Origin of the sequence: Streptomyces sp. NPDC001137 (assembly GCF_040298885.1) — a bacterium.
Classification (GTDB): Bacteria; Actinomycetota; Actinomycetes; order Streptomycetales; family Streptomycetaceae; genus Streptomyces.
In genome coordinates this window covers 480,940-497,929 of the sequence record NZ_JBEPBA010000003.1, presented here as the reverse complement: position 1 = coordinate 497,929, position 16,990 = coordinate 480,940, and the positions used below count along the sequence as shown (strand labels likewise).

Annotated in this window: 9 protein-coding genes; all 9 read left to right on the top strand. The window is 68.8% G+C overall.

Going from position 1 to position 16,990, the window contains the following annotated elements:
* Nucleotides 1-681 precede the first annotated feature (681 nt).
* The gene (locus ABT254_RS08210) at nt 682-2,217 is read left to right on the top strand and encodes an arabinofuranosidase catalytic domain-containing protein (protein WP_450752752.1); all 1,536 of its coding nucleotides are present in this window, start codon (nt 682-684) and stop codon (nt 2,215-2,217) included.
* 69 nt (nt 2,218-2,286) lie between these two features.
* Complete coding sequence (locus tag ABT254_RS08205) at nt 2,287-4,737, top strand: RICIN domain-containing protein (protein ID WP_351465322.1); 2,451 nt, start codon at nt 2,287-2,289, stop codon at nt 4,735-4,737.
* Between the two features lie 66 nt (nt 4,738-4,803).
* Entirely contained in the window at nt 4,804-5,928 is a 1,125-nt protein-coding gene (locus ABT254_RS08200) for a ricin-type beta-trefoil lectin domain protein (RefSeq protein WP_351465319.1), read from the top strand.
* An 80-nt stretch (nt 5,929-6,008) separates the two neighbouring features.
* Nucleotides 6,009-7,484, top strand: a complete 1,476-nt coding sequence (locus tag ABT254_RS08195; RefSeq protein WP_351465316.1) for a glycoside hydrolase family 10 protein — start codon at nt 6,009-6,011, stop codon at nt 7,482-7,484.
* Nucleotides 7,485-7,748: 264 nt separating this feature from the next.
* Nucleotides 7,749-9,176, top strand: a complete 1,428-nt coding sequence (locus tag ABT254_RS08190) for an arabinofuranosidase catalytic domain-containing protein (RefSeq protein WP_351465313.1) — start codon at nt 7,749-7,751, stop codon at nt 9,174-9,176.
* A 42-nt stretch (nt 9,177-9,218) separates the two neighbouring features.
* Entirely contained in the window at nt 9,219-10,868 is a 1,650-nt protein-coding gene (locus tag ABT254_RS08185) for a glycoside hydrolase family 27 protein (protein ID WP_351465310.1), read from the top strand.
* Nucleotides 10,869-11,004: 136 nt separating this feature from the next.
* Entirely contained in the window at nt 11,005-12,423 is a 1,419-nt protein-coding gene (locus tag ABT254_RS08180; protein WP_502971943.1) for an arabinofuranosidase catalytic domain-containing protein, read from the top strand.
* Nucleotides 12,424-12,512: 89 nt separating this feature from the next.
* Nucleotides 12,513-14,921 (top strand): ricin-type beta-trefoil lectin domain protein, encoded by a 2,409-nt coding sequence (locus tag ABT254_RS08175; RefSeq protein WP_351465304.1) that lies wholly within the window; start codon nt 12,513-12,515, stop codon nt 14,919-14,921.
* A 68-nt stretch (nt 14,922-14,989) separates the two neighbouring features.
* Complete coding sequence (locus tag ABT254_RS08170) at nt 14,990-16,972, top strand: alpha-L-fucosidase (RefSeq protein WP_351465301.1); 1,983 nt, start codon at nt 14,990-14,992, stop codon at nt 16,970-16,972.
* The last annotated feature ends 18 nt before the right edge of the window (nt 16,973-16,990 follow it).

Genomic DNA, 16,990 nt, shown 5'->3' with positions numbered 1-16,990 from the left:
CAAGAGGTTCCTGACCCGAGCGGGCATCGTCCCCGCACGACCGATCGTCCGGGTCCGGTCCTCCTTGAGGGCCCTCGCGGTCGCGTTGGGGCGATGTCCCAACTCGTCGATCACGTCCTGGATCCGTCTGCGGGGTCAGCGAGGACTGCAAGGGTGCGTATCCCCGGGCGTTGAGCGAATCGAATCCGCGCAAGCGCTTCGACGAATGTCGGACCGGTGGTGGCCGAGGACACCGGCGTGCCGTGAGGCGGAGGCGGCTCCGACACGCGGGGCCAAGCCTTGCCGCTCTGGCCGGCGCCTGTCCCCAACCCGCTCTCCAGCGCCCTGACTTGGGTGCTGCTTCCCTGTTCACCGGCATGACGGTTGTCATCGGGACGATCAGGGACCGGCCGCCGGGCACGCACGCGTGGCCCGCGGCGGGCCGTCCCCGCACCCTCACACCGCAACTTTTCGAGGCCGCCGACGGCTTGCGCACCGCAGGAATCCGCAGTCGAATCGATTCGCGACAAGGTTAACGGCAGGTTGCTCCCCGCCCTTGACAGACCCGTGAAACCGGGAGCACCGTCTCCCCCCGAAACCTCTCTGCAACCCCACTGCAACAACGGCACGTTCAAGCGCGTGGGCATTCGCCTGCGCCCCCAACAACCCGACCGGGTTGCGCCGGCACGGTAGGGAGATCAGATGGGAACTACGCGTACGATATATCGAACGTTGTTCGGGCTGGATGGTCTCCAGCGGTTACTCGCGCCGACGCGCTCGGCCCGGGCCCGGTGGAAGACCGTGGCCCGGGCGGGGGCCGCGGCCACGCTCGTCGCCGGTGCCCTGGCAGCGGCCACAGCCGGCACGGCCCGGGCCGCCACATCCGGGCCCTGTGACATCTACGCCTCGGGCGGAACGCCCTGCGTGGCGGCGCACAGCACGACACGAGCGCTGTACGCCTCGTACAACGGGCCGCTCTACCAGGTCCGCCGCGCCTCGGACAACACCACGAGAAACATCGGCGTCCTCAGCGCGGGCGGATACGCCGACGCCGCCGCCCAGGACTCGTTCTGCTCGGGCACGACCTGTCTCATCACCGTCATCTACGACCAGTCCGGCCGCGGCAACAACCTCACCCAGGCGCCCGGCGGCGGTGCGGCGGGCGGCCCCGACAACCTGGCGAACGCGACCGCCGCGCCCACGACGGTGGGAGGTCACAAGGCCTACGGCGTCTTCGTGGCGCCCGGCACGGGCTACCGCAACAACCACACCAACGGCATCGCGACCGGGGACAGTCCCGAGGGCATGTACGCGATCCTCGACGGAACGCACTACAACGGCGGTTGCTGCTTCGACTACGGCAATGCCGAGACGGACAGCAACGACGACGGCAACGGCACCATGGAGGCCATCTACTTCGGCAACATCAAGGTCTGGGGCTACGGTTCGGGCAACGGCCCCTGGATCATGGCCGACCTGGAGAACGGCCTGTTCTCCGGGGTGAACCAGCACTACAACGCCAACGACCCCACCATCAACTACCGCTACACGACCGCCATCATCAAGGGCGGCCCGAACCACTGGGCGATCCGCGGCGGCAACGCGCAGTCCGGCGGCCTGTCCACCTTCTACGACGGAGTGCGCCCCAATGTGGCGGGCTACAACCCGATGCGCAAGCAGGGGGCCATCATCCTGGGCATCGGCGGCGACAACAGCAAGGGCGCCCAAGGAACCTTCTACGAGGGCGTGATGACCTCCGGCTATCCGTCGGACGCCACCGAGAACGCGGTCCAGGCCAACATCACCGCGGCCGGATACAGCAACGCCTCCTCCGGCGGGACGGGCACCGGCGCGCTGCACGCGGTGGGCGCGGGCAAGTGCCTGGACGTGCCGAACTCGTCCACCACGGCCGGTACCCAGCTGCAGATCTGGGACTGCAGCGGCGCCGCGAACCAGACCTGGACCCGTACGTCCTCGGGCCAGCTGACGGTCTACAGCGGCAGCAGCCAGTTGTGCCTGGACGCGTACAACAACCAGACCTCCGCCGGCACCAAGGTGGTGACCTGGCCGTGCAACGGCGGCGCGAACCAGCAGTGGCAGGTGAACTCCGACGGCACCGTCACCGGCACCCAGTCCGGACTCTGCCTCGACGTCACCGGCGCCTCCACGGCCAACGGCGCCCTGGCCGAACTCTGGACGTGCAACGGTCAGTCCAACCAGCAGTGGAGCCTCAACTGAACCAACGGCTCCTTCCCGTGGCCGGCCGACGCCCGGCCACGGGCCCATGCCCCCCACTGGAGGATGACGATGTCCGGAGCCAGAGCGCTCCACGGCCTCTGGGCCGCCCCGTTGGCCCTGCTCGCCCTACTGGCCCAGGGTCTGACCGCGGCCGGGGCCGCCCACGCCGTACCCGCCGAGCGCCAAGCGCAGGCCGCCGCACTGTACGTGGCGCCGGGTGCGGCTCCCGGCGGGAACGGCACCGCCGCGCAGCCGTTCGCCACGATCGGGCAGGCGCAACAGCCCGCGCACCGGCTCTCGGCCGACGGGGACGTCGTGGTGCTCCTGGCCGGTGGCACCTACCGGCTGTCCAAGCCGCTGACGTTCGGCTCCGGCGACGGCGGGCAGAACGGCCACACCATCAACTACCAGGCCATGGCCGGACAGCAGCCGGTCGTGAGCGGTGCCCAGCAGCTATCCGGTTGGCAGGTGCATGATCAGGACAGCAATATCTGGTCGGTCCACGTCGGCACCGGAGTGAACACACGTCAGTTGTACGTGAACGGCAAGCAGGCACCGCGGGCGGCGATCCAGGTGCCCCGCTCCGCCTTCACCTTCACGCAGACCGGACTGACGATCACCGACTCCTCCCTCGACTACCTGGCCGGCCTCTCGGACCAGAAGCACTTGGAAGTCGAGAGCATCAACTCCTTCACCGACCGCTACGCGCCGGTCCAGTCGATCAGCGGTCGAACGATCACCATGCAGCAGCCCGCGTGGAACAACAACTCCTGGGGCTACGACACCATCAACGCGCCGTTCGCCGGCGGGACGATGTACCTCGAGAACAACTACGCGTTCCTCAAACAGGCCGGACAGTGGTACCTCGACGCGTCCACCGGCGACCTCTACTACCGGGCCCAACCCGGGCAGAACCCGAACAGCCTCGACATCGAACTGCCCCGGCTGCAGAGCCTCCTCGGCATCAGCGGCAGCTACGACTCACCGGCGAAGGGCCTCGCGTTCACGGGCATCCGCTTCACCGGAACCTCCTGGCTCGGCCCGAGCGGACCCGACGGCTACGCGGACCAGCAGAGCGGCGCGCACATCACCGGTGCCTACCCGATGCCCGCCAACTGGCTGAGCACCTGCAAGTCGGGGTGCACGCAGTTCGAGGCCACCCGTAACCACTGGGTGCAGATGCCCGCGGCCGTACAGGTCTCCGCCGCAGCCGGCATCACCTTCTCCGGCAACACGTTCTCCGAACTCGGCCAGGCCGGACTGGGCGTGGGCAACGACGGTGCCGCCACCGCCTCCGGCACCGGACTCGGCGCGAGCAACGTCACCGTCACCGGGAACACCTTCACCGACCTCGCCGGCAGCGGCATCCAGGTCGGCGGCATCCAGCCGGACGCGCACCACCCCGGCAACCCGCAGATGACCAACCGGGACATCGTCATCAGCAACAACAAGGTCAGCGGGGTGGGCACCGACTACAAGGAGACCGCGGGCATCCTCTCCACCTACGTCACCAACGCGACGATCACCCACAACCAGTGCGACCACCTGCCCTACGACGGGATCGACATCGGCTGGGGCTGGGGGATCAACGACCCGGGCGGCAGCCAGGACTACGTCAACCGGGGCACGTACACCTATCAGCCCGTCTACAGCACTCCCACGACGCTGAAGAACAACACCGTCTCGCACAACCTGGTCTTCGACACCAAGAACGCGATGTTCGACGGCGGCAGCATCTACAGCCTGTCGGCGAGCCCCGGCTCGGTGATCTCCGAGAACTACATGTACGACAACAACCGCACCACCGCGCTGTACCTGGACGAGGGCTCCCGCTACCTCAAGGTGGCCGACAACGTGGTGCAGGACGCCGGCAACTGGGCGCTCACCAACGCCAACGCGAACAACCACACCGACGACAGCACCTTCTCCGGCAACTGGTACAACGGCGGCAATACCTATGTGGCCACCGGACCTCCGCACAACAACGTCCTCACCGGCAACGTCCAGGTCAGCGGCACCGACTGGCCGCAGGGCGCCAGGCAGGTCATCCAGCAGGCGGGCGTGCAGGCGTCGGGCGGTGGTGGCGACTTCCCCACCGGCTACCACCGGTTGGTGATCGGGAACAACGGCCTGTGCCTGGACGTGTACGGCAACTCCACCGGCGCGGGCGCCGCGATCGACCAGTGGACCTGCAACGGGCAGAGCAACCAGCAGTTCGAGTTCGTGCCGGCCTCGGGCGGCTACGGGCAGCTGCGGGCGCAGCACTCCGGACAGGTCGTCGCGGTGTCGGGCGGCTCCACGACCGCCGGCACGCCCGACATCGTGCAGCAGGCCCCGGACGGGGCGGCCGCGAGCCTGTGGCTGCCGGTACGGCAGTCCGACGGCTCGTACTCCTTCCAGAACAAGAACAGCGGCCTGTGCCTCGACGCCTACGGCGGCGGCAGCAACCTCGGCCAGCAGCTCGACCAATGGCCCTGCAAGAACACGGCCGGCAGCAACCAGGACTTCACCCCCCACTGAAACTCCCCACCGACCGCTCACTCACGTTCATCCCCACCCACTGTCCCGCACCAGTGAGGAACGCAGATGAAGAGATACTCGATCGCCCTGGCCGCAGCGCTGACCGCCGCCCTCGGCGTCGGAACCGCGTTGCCCGCGACAGCCGCCACCAGGTCGGCCGCCGCCGCACCCACCGCCCTGCGGCTGATGCCGCTGGGCGACTCCATCACCTGGGGTGTGGGCAGCCCGTCCGGGAACAGCTACCGGAGCTTCCTGGGGAACCAACTCGCCGCCGAGGGCCACTCGTTGGACTTCGTGGGATCGGGCCGCAACGGCACCATGTCCGACCCGGACAACGAGGGCCACTCCGGCTGGCGGATCGACCAGATCGCGGGCATCGCGGACTCCGTGCTGGCTCGTTACCGCCCCAACGTGATCACCCTGGAGATCGGCACGAACGATCTCAACGGCAACTATCAGATACCGACCGCCCCTGACCGCATGCGCTCGCTGATCGACCAGATCACCCGTGACGCGCCCGACGCGACCGTCCTCGTCGGCACGGTGATCGTCTCCACCAGCGGCAGCGAGGAGGCCAACAGGCCTGCCTTCAACGCCAAGTTGCCCGGAATCGTCCAAGCCGCGCAGGACGCCGGGAAGCACGTACGCCTGGTGGACATGAGCGCGCTGACGCCCGCGGATCTGTCCGACGCCCTGCACCCGAACGACAACGGGTTCCGCAAGATGGCCGACGCCTTCAACGCCGGGGTCCAGGCCGCGGACGCCGCAGGCTGGATCAAGCCGCCGGTCTCCACGGGCCAGCCGGTGCGCTCCGGGATCGCGGGGAAGTGCCTGGACGTCAACGGCGGCAACAGCGCCAACGGGACCGCCGCGCAGATCTGGTCCTGCAACGGCGCCGACGCGCAGCAATGGTCCGCACGCTCGGACGGCACCTTGCGGGCGCTCGGGAAGTGCCTGGACGCCACGGGCGGCAGCACCGCCAACGGCACCAAGATCGTGATCTGGGACTGCAACGGCGGCAGCAACCAGCAATGGCAGGCCTACAACGGCGGTTACCGCAACCCTGCCTCCGGGCGCTGCCTCGACGACCCCGGCGCATCTGCCACCGACGGTACGCAACTGGTCCTGTGGGACTGCAACGGCCAGGCCAACCAGCAGTGGACCGCGCTGCCGGTCAGCTCGGCCTTGTGACCGGCCCGACTCGCGCCTTCGGCACCGGCTCGTGGCCGGTGTCCTTCTCCCTCCCCCGCACACAAGGAGAACGATCCGTCATGTTCTGGCTCACCGCAGAGCCCCGTCCGCGCAGGGCCCTGGCCCTGGCGGCCGTAGTGGCAGCCGGCACGGCACTGGCCCTGGCCGCCCCGGCGAACCCCGCCGCCCACGCGGCCGCCGGCACTCTGGGCGCGGCCGCGGCCGACAGCGGCCGCTACTTCGGCACGGCCGTGCCCGCCGGCAAGCTCGGCGACTCGACGTACTCCACGATTCTCGACCGGGAGTTCAACGTGATCACCCCGGAGAACGAGATGAAGTGGGACACCACCGAACCGTCCCGCGGCAACTTCAACTTCGGGCCCGGCGACCAGATCGTCAGCCATGCCACCGCGCACGGACAGCGGATGCGCGGCCACACGCTCGTCTGGCACTCCCAACTGCCCGGCTGGGTCAGCTCCATCAGGGACGCCAGCACCCTGCGCAGCGTGATGAACAACCACATCACCCAGGAGATGACCCACTACAAGGGCAAGATCTACGCCTGGGACGTGGTCAACGAGGCGTTCGCCGACAACGGCAGCGGCCAGCAGCGCAGTTCGGTGTTCCACGACGTGCTGGGCAACGGCTTCATCGAGGAGGCGTTCCGCACCGCCCGGAACGTCGACCCGGCGGCCAAGCTCTGTTACAACGACTACAACATCGAGAACTGGTCCGACGCCAAGACCCAGGGCGTCTACAACATGGTCCGCGACTTCAAGTCCCGCGGTGTGCCCATCGACTGCGTCGGCTTCCAGTCCCACTTCGGCACCGGCGGCCCGCCGTCGAGCTTCCAGACCACGCTGTCGAACTTCGCCGCGCTCGGCGTGGACGTCCAGATCACCGAGCTGGACATCGCGGAGGCGCCGGCAAGCGCCTACGCGAACACCGTCAAGGCGTGCATGAACGTCGCGCGGTGCACCGGCATCACCGTATGGGGCATCCGCGACAGCGACTCCTGGCGCACCGGCGAGAACCCGCTGCTGTTCGACAACAACGGCAACAAAAAGGCCGCCTACGACGCGACCCTGACCGCTCTGGGCGGCGGCACCGGGAACCCCGGCGGCGGCATCGTCTCGGGCCAGGTGTACCAGGTGAGCGTGGCCTCCGCGGGGCGGGTGCTGGACGTGCCGAGCGGGCAGACCGGGAACGGCACGCCGGTGCAGATCTGGGACGCCAACGGGAGCGCCGCGAACCAGCAGTGGCGGGCCAACCAGAACAGCGACGGCTCGTACACGCTGACCAACCTCGCCAGTGGGCGGGTGCTGGACGAGCCCGGTGGCCAGACCGGCAACGGCACGCGGCTGACGATCTGGGACAGCAACGGCGGTGCGAACCAGCACTGGCGGGCGAGCCGGAACGGCGACGGGTCGTACACCCTGATCAACGTCGCCTCCAGCCGGGCACTGGAGGTTCCGGCCGGACAGAACGGCAACGGGAGCCCCGTCCAGATCTGGGACTCCAACGGAGGAGCCAACCAGCACTGGAACTTCCGGTGAGGTGATCGGCGCCCGGTCAGGGCACCCCGGAACGGACACCCGCGCCCGGCACGGCGGCCGCCGCCGGACGCGGGTTCCGGCATGCCCTCATAGCGGTCTGACCAGCGAAAAACATGGGATGGATCGGCTACCGAGTCGGCCTGTTGACTCTATTGACAGGGTCATGGCCCTGTGGGACACCTATGCGACATGGGATGTCTGAGGGTTCTCTGTGGATACGCCGTGAGTCGTCGGCCACGCTTATCGGCCGCGCTCGTATGCGTCATGGCACTACTCGCCCTGTCGCTGACGACCGTGCCGACATGGTCGGCGCCGGCCTCGGCGGCACCCCTGGTGAGTTCGGCGTCGGGGCGATGCCTGGACGTCACGGGCAACGTCGACACGCAGGGCACGCAGCTGGAGGTCTGGGACTGCAACGGCCAGGCCAACCAGGCGTTCGAGCTCACGGCGGCGGGTGAGCTGAGGACGATGAGCGGAACCCGGTGCGTGGACGCCTACGACACCCGGACGGCTCCCGGAGTCCCGGTGGTCATCCGGGGGTGCGACGGGCGGGCCACCCAGGTCTGGCGACAGAACTCCGACGGGTCCGTCACCGGCGTCGCCTCCGGTTTCTGCCTGGACGTGAGCGGGGCGGCGACGGCCAACGGCACCGCGGTCATCCTGTGGACCTGCAACGGCCAGAGCAACCAGAAGTGGACCTCGTCGGCACCACCGCCTCCGACCGGCGGGTCGGGCCCGTGCGACATCTACGCCGCGGGCGGCACCCCGTGCGTGGCCGCGCACAGCACCGTGCGGGCGCTCTACGGTTCGTACAACGGCTCCCTCTACCAGGTCAGGCGGGCCTCGGACAACGCCACCAGGGACATCGGCGTCCTGGCGGCGGGCGGCTTCGCCGACGCGGCGGCACAGGACTCGTTCTGCGCCGGCACCTCGTGTGTGATCACGGTCGTCCGTGACCAGTCCGGGCACGGCAACGACCTGTGGTACCAGGGATCGGCCCAGGTCCCGGGATCGACCCAGAGCAGCCCCGCGAAGGCGACCTCCGAGTCGCTGACGGCCGGCGGCACCAAGGCGTACTCGCTGTACATCAACCCCGGCAACAGCTATTGGCGGGACGGCCACCTCACGGGCGTGCCGACCGGTGCCGCACCCGAAGGGGCGTACATGGTGACCAGCGGTACGCACGTCAACAACGGCTGCTGCTTCGACTACGGCAACAGCGAGACCACCCGGAAGGCCGACGCCGCCGGCGCCATGGACGCGATCAACTTCGGCACCCAGTGCTGGTTCGGCGGCTGCCAGGGAAGCGGTCCCTGGGTGCAGGCCGACCTCGAATGGGGCCTGTACCCCGGCGGCAGCCAGTCCTGGAACCCCAACCAGCGGGCGTTCACGAGCAAGTTCGTCACCGCGATGCTGAAGAACAACGGCACGTCGAGGTTCGCGCTCAAGGGCGGCAACGCCCAGTCCGGCGGCCTGACCACCCTCTGGGACGGCTCACTCCCCGGCGGATACAGCCCCATGAAGAAACAAGGGGCCATCGTCCTGGGCAGCGGCGGCGACTGCTGCAAGCCCGGCGGCGGCGCCAACCTGAGCGCCGGCACCTTCTACGAAGGAGCGATCGTCGCCGGCTACCCCTCCGACGCGACCGACAACGCGGTGCAGGCCAACGTCACCGCCGCCGGCTACCGCTGAACTCCTCCCACCTTCCCAACCCGGCTCAGGAGTCGATGACTTATGCCCAGGACCACTGCGCGAGCCAGGCGCCTTCGGTTGCTCCCACCGCTGCTGTCCCTGCGCAGAACCCTCGCGCTCACCTTCTCGGCCGTGCTGCTCGCCGTGGCCGCCCCCCTCGTCTCCCTCGGCACGGCGCAGCCCGCCGCCGCGCTGGGCAACGGACTCGCCCTCACCCCGCAGATGGGCTTCAACGACTGGAACGCGTACGGCTGCAACGTCTCCGAGTCGCTGATCAAGTCCACCGCTCAGGCGATGCACACCAACGGCATGCAGGCGGCGGGCTATTCGTACGTCAACATCGACGACTGCTGGATGACCCACAACCGGGACTCCAGTGGCCGCCTGGTGCCGGACCCGGCCAAGTTCCCCGACGGCATCAAGGGCACCGCGGACTACGTGCACTCGCTGGGGCTGAAGCTGGGAATCTACGAGGACGCCGGCACCGCGACCTGCGCCGGATACCCGGGCAGCCTCGGACACGAGACCACGGACGCACAGACCTTCGCCGCCTGGGGCGTCGACTACCTGAAGTACGACAACTGCAACAACACCGGGGTGTCGGCACGGACCCGGTACACCGCGATGCGGGACGCGCTCGCGGCCACCGGCCGGCCGATCCTGTTCAGCCTGTGCAACTGGGGCCAGGAGAACGTGTGGACCTGGGGCGCGGACGTGGGCAACAGCTGGCGCACCACCGGGGACATCACCGCCGACTACTCCAGCATGCTGTCGATCTTCCACAGCAACGTCGGACTGGCCTCCTATGCAGGGCCCGGCCACTGGAACGACCCGGACATGCTGGAGGTCGGCAACGGCTCACTGACGACGACCGAGAGCCGCAGTGAGTTCAGTCTGTGGGCGGAGATGGCCGCGCCGCTCATCGCGGGCACCAACATCTCCCAGGCGAGTGCGGACACCCTCGCCACGCTGACCAACTCCCGGGTCATCGCGGTCGACCAGGACCCCCTCGGCAAACAGGGCACCATGGTGTCGTCCTCGGGCGGTCTGGACGTGCTGGCGAAGCCGCTGGCCAACGGGGACGTGTCCGTGGCGCTGTTCAACGAGACGGGCTCGACCGCGACCATCACCACCACCGCGGCCGCGATCGGCAAGACCGGGGCGTCCACCTACACCCTCACCGACCTGTGGTCGGGGGCGTCCTCGACCACCTCGGGCACGATCAGCGCCCGGGTGCCGGCCCACGGCACCGTGATGTACCGGGTCGCCGGCGGTACCAGCGGCGGCGGCACCAGTGTGACCGGTGCGGTGCACGCGGTGGGCGCCGGCAAGTGCCTGGACGTACCGAACTCCACCACCACAGCAGGCACCCAGGTGCTGATCTGGAGCTGCAACGGCGGCGCCAACCAGACCTGGACGCACACCACCTCCAACCAGCTCACCGTCTACTCCGGCAGCTCCCAGATGTGCCTGGACGCCTACAACAACCAGACCACGCCCGGGACGAAGGTGGAGATCTGGAACTGCAACGGCCAGACCAACCAGCAGTGGACGCTGAACGCCGACGGCACGATCACGGGCGTCCAGTCCGCCCTGTGCCTGGGCGTCACCGGAGGGTCCACGGCTGACGGCGCCCTGGCCGAGCTGGAGACCTGCAACGGCAGCAGCAGCCAGCGGTGGACGCTGGGCTGACTCCCCACACCCACGGTCACCGGCAGCTTCAGTGCAGCAGCGCGAAGGCACCGCGACAGAGGAGGTTTCCGTGCTCCCCTCAGCAACCCACCACCGGAGAAGGCGGTTTCCCGTCCTGCTCCTGGTCGCCCTGGCGATGGCCCTGGCCGTGTTCGGCACACCGGCGCCCGTGTCCGCGGCGGACGTGTCGCTGCCGTGCGACATCTACGCCGCGGGCGGTACGCCCTGCGTGACGGCGCACTCCACGACCAGGGCGCTCTTCGCCTCGTACAACGGGCCGCTGTACCAGATCCAGCGGTCCTCCGACCACGGCTACCGCGACATCGGGGTGCTCGGCGCGGGCGGCTACGCGGACGCCGCGTCCCAGGTGTCGTACTGCCGGGGCACGTCGTGCACGATCACGAAGATCTACGACCAGACCGCCAGGCACAACGACATGCCGATCTCCTGGGGCGGCTACTGGAAGGGCCCAGGCCCGAACGGGTCCGACGTCGGAGCGGACGCCATGGCCCTGCCGGTGACCGCGGCCGGCCACCAGGTCTTCGGGGTCAAGGTCACCCCCGGCGTCGGCTACCGGATCGACCACGCGAACGGCGTGCCCACCGGATCCCAGCCCGAAGGCATCTACATGGTGACGTCGTCGAACTACACCAACCAGTGGTGCTGCTTCGACTACGGCAGCGGCGAGAACTCCCACACCGACACCGGCAACGCCACCATGAACGCCATCTACTGGGGCAACGCCTGCTGGTTCGGCGGCTGCACCGGAAGCGGCCCATGGGTCGAGGCCGACCTGGAGAACGGCATGTTCCACACCAACACCGGCTCCAACAAGGACCCGAACAACCAGGGTGTGCACTACCCGTTCGTCAGCGCGTGGCTGAAGAACAACGGCACCACCAACTTCACTCTCAAGTACGGCAACGGCACGAGCGGCGGCCTGACCACCACCTTCTCCGGCCCTCTGCCGAACGGCTACTCGCCGATGAAGGTCGACAGCTCGGTCCTGCTCGGCACCGGCGGCGACAACAGTCCCAATGGCGTGGGTGAGTTCTTCGAAGGCGCGGTGACGGCGGGCTACCCCTCCGACGCCACCGAGAACGCCGTCCAGGCCGCCGTCACCGCCGCCGGTTACGGGGTGGGAAGCGGCGGCGGTGGCACCACCGGTGCGCTGCACGCGGTCGGCGCGGGCCGCTGCCTGGAGGTGCCGGGCGGGTCCACGACGCCGGGTACGCAGACGCAGATCCGGGACTGCACCGGCGCCGCGAACCAGACCTGGTCCCAGACCGCCGCCCACGAACTGACGGTCGACTCCGGCGGCAGCCGGCTGTGCCTGGACGCATCCGGGCAGGGCACCAGCCCCGGCACCAAGGCCATCACCTGGACCTGCAACGGCCAGAGCAACCAGCAGTGGACGCTGAACGCCAACGGCACCGTCACCAGCGTCCAGTCGGGCCTGTGCCTGGACGTCACGGGCGCCGCCACCGCCAACGGCACCCCCGTAGAACTGTGGACCTGCAACGGCCAGTCCAACCAGCAATGGTCACTGGGCTGACCCGGTGAGTCCGGGAACCGGCCCGGGCCGGCACGCGCGCCGCGGCGCCCCATCGCTCCTCGCCGATCGACCTGCGAAAGGAATCCACCGTGTCAGCATTCAGACGGCTGTTACGGCGCCTGCGTGTCCCGACAGCCGTGCTCGCGGGCCTCCTCCTGGCCGCCGCCGGCCTCGTGGGCACGGCCGCCACGCCGGCCCAGGCCGCCACCTCCCTCACGATCAACGGGGCGTCCGGCGGCCGGACCTTCGACGGCGTCGGCGCGATCAGCGGCGGGGGCGGCAACAGCAGACTCCTGATCGACTATCCCGAGCCCCAGCGCGGCCAGATCCTCGACTACCTGTTCAAGCCCGGCTACGGCGCCTCCCTCCAGATCCTCAAGGCGGAGATCGGTGGTGACACCAACTCCACCTCGGGGGCGGAGCCCAGTCACCAGCACACCCGGTCCGACCTGAACTGCGACCGTGGCTACGAGTGGTGGCTGATGGAGCAGGCCAAGGCACGCAACCCCGGCATCAAGCTGTACGGGCTGGCCTGGGGCGCGCCCGGCTGGATAGGCGGCGGGAACTTCTGGTCCACGGACATGGTCAACTACCTGGTCTCGTGGCTGGGTTGCGCCAAGCAGCACGGGCTGAGCATCGACTACCTCGGCGGGTGGAACGAGCGGGGCTACAACGTCTCCTGGTACCAGCAGTTGCGCTCCGCGCTCAACAGCAACGGCTACGGCAATGTCAAGATCGTCGCGGCGGACTCGGACTGGGCCGTGGCGAACGACATCAACTCCAACCCGGCGTTCGCCTCCGCGGTCAGCGCCATCGGCACGCACTATCCCTGCGGCTACCGGTCCTCCCAGTCCAACTGCTCGGTGCCGTCGGCCGCCACCTCGTCCGGCAAGCAGCTGTGGGCGAGCGAGAACGGCTCGGACGACTACAATGGGGGAGCGCAGGCCATGGCCCGCGGCATCAACCGCGGCTACATCGACGGACGCATGACCGCGTACCTCAACTGGCCGGTGGTCGCCGCCCTCACACCCAACCTGCCGTACCCCACGATGGGTCTCGCCCTGGCCTCGCAGCCGTGGTCGGGGGCGTACTCGATCGGCAAGAACACCTGGGTGATGGCGCACACCAGTCAGTTCGCCGCGCCGGGGTGGCACTACCTGGATGCCTCCAGCGGCTACATCGGCGGCAACCGCAACAACGGCAGCTATGTCTCGCTGAAGTCCACCGACAACTCCGACTACTCCACGGTCATCGAGACGATGGACGCCGGCAGCGCCCAGACACTGAACATCAACGTCACCGGGGGGCTGTCCACCGGAACCGTCCATGTCTGGTCCACCGACGTCAGCTCCGGCAACCCGGCCGACCACTTCGTGCACACCACGGACATCACCCCGTCCGGCGGCGGTTACAGCCTCACCGTCCAGCCCGGCCACCTGTACACCCTGACCACCACGACCGGACAGGGCAAGGGCACCGCCACCGGCCCCGCCAAGAGCGCGATGAAGCTGCCGTACAGCGACTCCTTCGACGCCGACGCCACCGGCACCGAGGCGAAGTACCTCATGGACTGGCAGGGCGCCTTCGAGGCCGTGGGCTGCGGGGGCGGCCGCAGCGGCAAGTGCGTGCGCCAGATGAGCCCGCAGAAACCGATCACCTGGGACTCGCTGACCGATCCGCACGCCCTGCTCGGTGAGGTCAGCTGGGGTAACTACACGGTGTCGTCTGACGTGATGCTCGAACAGCCGGGCTACGTCGAACTGATCGGCCGTGCGGGCGCTCACGACTACGACCGTGGCGGAGGGCAGAACGCCTACCGCCTGCGGGTGAGCGACACCGGGGCCTGGTCGATCCTGAGCACGAACACCGGCGGCACCGTCTCCACCCTGGCCCGCGGCACGACCGCGGCGCTGGGCACCAACCGGTGGCACACCCTGGGCCTCACCTTCTCCGGCACCACCATCACCGCCGTCATCGACGGTGCCACGGCCGGATCCGTGAACGACAGCACCTGGGCGACCGGGCAGATCGGCTACGGGACCAGCCAGGGCGAGACGGCTCAGTTCGACAACCTGTCCATCACCCCCGGCAGCGGCGGAAACGATGGCGGTACGACCGGCGCGATCGTCGGGGCCGCCTCCGGCCGGTGCGTGGACGTGCCGAACCAGTCGCACACCGCCGGCACCCAGGTGGCGCTGTGGGACTGCAACGGCGGCAGCAACCAGCAATGGACGGACACCTCGTCCGGTGAGCTGCGGGTCTACGGCAGCACCTGCCTGGACGCCGCCGGCCAGGGCACCAGCCCCGGCACCAAGGTGGACATCTGGGACTGCAACGGCGGCGGCAACCAGAAATGGACGCTGCACGCCGACGGCACGATCACCGGTGTCCAGTCCGGCCTGTGCCTCGACGCCACCGGCGCGGGCACGGCCAACGGCACCCCGTTGCAGCTGTGGACCTGCAACGGCAGCAGCAACCAGAAGTGGACGCGTGACTGAACCAGGTGACCGGCCGACGATCACCGACTCCCGCACCACCTCCGTCATCCCCCGAGAGGCACCCATCCATGTCTTCCTCCCCCCTGCCGCTCAGCCGGCGCCGGCTGCTGGCGACGGCCGGCGCGGCCACGGCCTTCGGCCTGCTGCGGTTCGCCCCCGAGGCCGCCGCGACCGACGGCCCCGCGAGCTACACCCCGAGCTGGTCCTCCGTCGACCAGCACCCGCCGGCCCCGGCCTGGTTCCAGGACGCCAAGTTCGGCATCTACTACCACTGGGGCGTCTTCAGCGTCCCCGCCTTCGGCAACGAGTGGTATCCGCGCAACATGTACATCGGCGGCTCGTCCGAGAACCAGCACCACATCGCCACCTACGGCGACCCCTCGGCCTGGCCGTACCACAACTTCATCGACGGCGCCCGCGACAAGGCCGGCAACTACGTGCAGTTCGCTCCGAAACTCGCCTCCCAGGGCGGCAAGTTCGATCCGGACGCCTGGGCGCGGCTGTTCAAGGCCGCGGGCGCGAGATTCGCCGGCCCGGTCGCCGAGCACCACGACGGCTTCTCCATGTGGAACAGCCGCGCCAACCCGTGGAACTCGGTCCAGCACGGCCCGAAACTCGACCTCGTGGCACTGCACGCGCAGGCCATCCGCGGGCAGGGGCTGAAGTTCATGGCCTCGCTGCACCACGCCTACCACTTCAACGGCTTCTACGACCATGTGCCGTCCCAGTCCGACCCGACGCTGCGCATCCTCTACGGCCAGCAGGGCTCGGCCGCGGAGAACAAGCTCTGGTACGACAAGCTGGTCGAGGTCATCGACGGCTACCAGCCGGACCTGGTCTGGCAGGACTTCGACCTGAACCTGGTGCAGGAGTCCTTCCGGCTCCAGTTCCTCGCGCACTACTACAACCAGGCCGTGGCGTGGAACAAGGACGTGGTCGCGACCTACAAGGACGGCCTCGACAACAAGGGCGAGGTCTTCGACTTCGAGCGCGGCGGCCCGGCGGGACTGCTCACCCCCTACTGGCTGACCGACGACAGCATCTCCTCCTCCAGCTGGTGCTACACGGTCGGCATCGGCTACTACTCGACGCAGGCCCTGCTGCACTCGCTGATCGACCGGGTCAGCAAGGGCGGCAACATGCTGCTGAACATCGCCCCGATGGCCGACGGCACCATCCCCTCCGGGCAGCAGTCGATCCTGCTCGCCATGGGCGACTGGCTCGGCCGCTTCGGAGAGGCCGTCTACGGCACCCGCTCCTGGGCCAGTTACGGCGAGGGCCCCACCAAGATGGGCGGCGGCTCGTTCAGCGGACCGGTGGCGGGCAAACCGCAGGACGTCCGGTTCACCCGCAGCAAGGACAACAAGGTGCTCTACGCCACCGCCCTGGGCTGGCAGGGCGGCACGATGACCATCGCGACGCTGAACTCGAACCAGATCAACCTCAGCAGCCTGACGCGCGCGCAGCTGCTGAACAACACCGCCGGCACCTACATCGACCTGCCCGCACCGACCCAGGACGCCTCCGGCCTGCACCTCGCCATGCCCTCGGCCAACCCGCCGTTCAACGCCCTCGCGTACACGGTCAAGTTCACCTTCTCCGGCGAGATCCCCGTCCTGGGCGCGCCGGGCGGCTCCACGACCTGGGTGAAGATCGCCAACGTCACCAGCGGGCTGGTGCTGGACAGCGGAGGCAACGTCGCCGCGGGATCCAACCTCAAGCAGTGGAACTACGACGGCAGCACCAATCTGCAGTGGCAGCTGATCGACCTCGGCAACGGCTACTACCGCATCGTGAACCGCACCAACGGCATGGTCGCCGACAGCTGGGGCAACTCCGCCAACGGCGCTCCCGCTCGGCAGGAGACCTGGAACGGTGGCAACAACCAGCAGTGGTCGCTCAGCAGCCTCGGCAACAACCGCTACCAGATCGTCAACCGCGGCACCGGCACCGCCCTCGACGGCAGCGGCAGCACCACGAACGGCTCGACCACCGTGCTGTGGACGCCGAACTCCAGCACCAACAACGAATGGACCATCACCGCCGTCTGAATCCGACCATGGAAGAAG